This window comes from Prevotella pallens ATCC 700821 (genome assembly GCF_000220255.1).
GTDB lineage: Bacteria > Bacteroidota > Bacteroidia > Bacteroidales > Bacteroidaceae > Prevotella > Prevotella pallens.
The window spans coordinates 1,682,226-1,683,466 of record NZ_GL982513.1 but is presented as its reverse complement, the minus strand read 5'-3'; the positions used below and the strand labels follow the sequence as shown (position 1 = coordinate 1,683,466).

Annotated in this window: 1 protein-coding gene; it reads right to left on the bottom strand. The window is 36.0% G+C overall.

Features of this window, described 5'->3' with window-relative positions; genetic code table 11:
* Positions 1-16: 16 nt before the first annotated feature.
* Positions 17-922: an IS982 family transposase gene (locus tag HMPREF9144_RS06585; protein ID WP_006045137.1), complete on the bottom strand. Its 906-nt coding sequence runs from the start codon at positions 920-922 to the stop codon at positions 17-19.
* Between the last annotated feature and the right edge of the window lie 319 nt (positions 923-1,241).

Below are 1,241 nucleotides of genomic sequence, written 5' to 3'. Positions count from 1 at the left end.
CGTGAGTTCGACAAATTCAGAACAATGTAAGTTGTGTGTCAATGGTCCTTTGTACATTGATGCACGGCTTTTTTGGAAACAGGCAATAGGCAGCAATTGCCCCGAATAAGTTGACGATGAAATTGTCAAAGCATCTATGTCTGGAGTGTTCTACCTGCGCAATATTCTTAAGCTCGTCATTCGCCGTTTCAATAATGGCTCTTTTTCTGAGTAAAAGTCTGTCTGAAACGCTCATTAACGCTCCTTTCCTGTTACTTTTCAATTTGGTAATAAGCTGTATTCCATCAACGAAAAGCCTTTGAAAAATATTCTTGCCGATGTAGCCCTTGTCACCGAATAGCTTACCATATATAAAATCTATGAATGCTTTGTACTCCAAAGGCTTACGGTCATCAATATCTCCTGGCGTTATCATAAAGTTGAGAAGTTCTCCTTTCTCATTGCAAATCAAATGCAACTTGAAGCCAAAGAACCAACCCATAGAGCATTTTCCTCTTTGAGCTATGCCTTTGAAAACTTTGTGAATATGTATTCTTTGGTTTTTGCAGACACGCTGTGGTGTGCTGTCAACGAAGCTTATACCCGTGCATTTTCCCAATAGGACCTTCTTGATAAACAAGGTTAAGGGTACGGCTACATCCCTTTCCAATTCTACTATACGGTTATAAGAAACAACTTTTGGAAACAGATGGCGAAGCTGCTTGCATACTTTTTCAAGATAGAAATGTTTGAAGCAACGATAACCAGAATTGTGGAAAAGAATCATTATCAGCATAACTTCTGCCTTTGACATTGTAGAATTTCGATAATATTTCCTTTTTCCTGTAGGTTTTAGCGTATATTTTGCTGTCATTGCATCAAAAAACTTGCAGAAGTCATCTGCCATACAAAATATTTCAGTAACTTTGTCCTCGGTAATCATAGCGATTTTTATTTGTAACTATTTGTATATTAGCTCTTTAAAGTTACAATAAATTTCGCTAATCACCAAATTTATAGACACTTATAATTCGTCGAACTCACGTTATTTTATGTGGAGGGGAAAACTTTTACCGGACAGCAATAAATAACAAATGACCATTTCTGTACTCGATTTTGAGTAAAGAAATGATCTTTTCTTTGCCTTTAGAAGAGCCCTACTTATAGATTGAAAGTTGTCAAGTTATTAATGTGCATTTTGATACACCCTCCCTTTTTATTAACCTCCTTATTTTTCAATTCTTTAGCATCCTAATCAAAAA

Bases quoted from the DNA above. Each gene is read 5' to 3' on its own strand.
- HMPREF9144_RS06585 (WP_006045137.1), bottom strand. From the start codon at position 922: ATGATTACCGAGGACAAAGTTACTGAAATATTTTGTATGGCAGATGAC.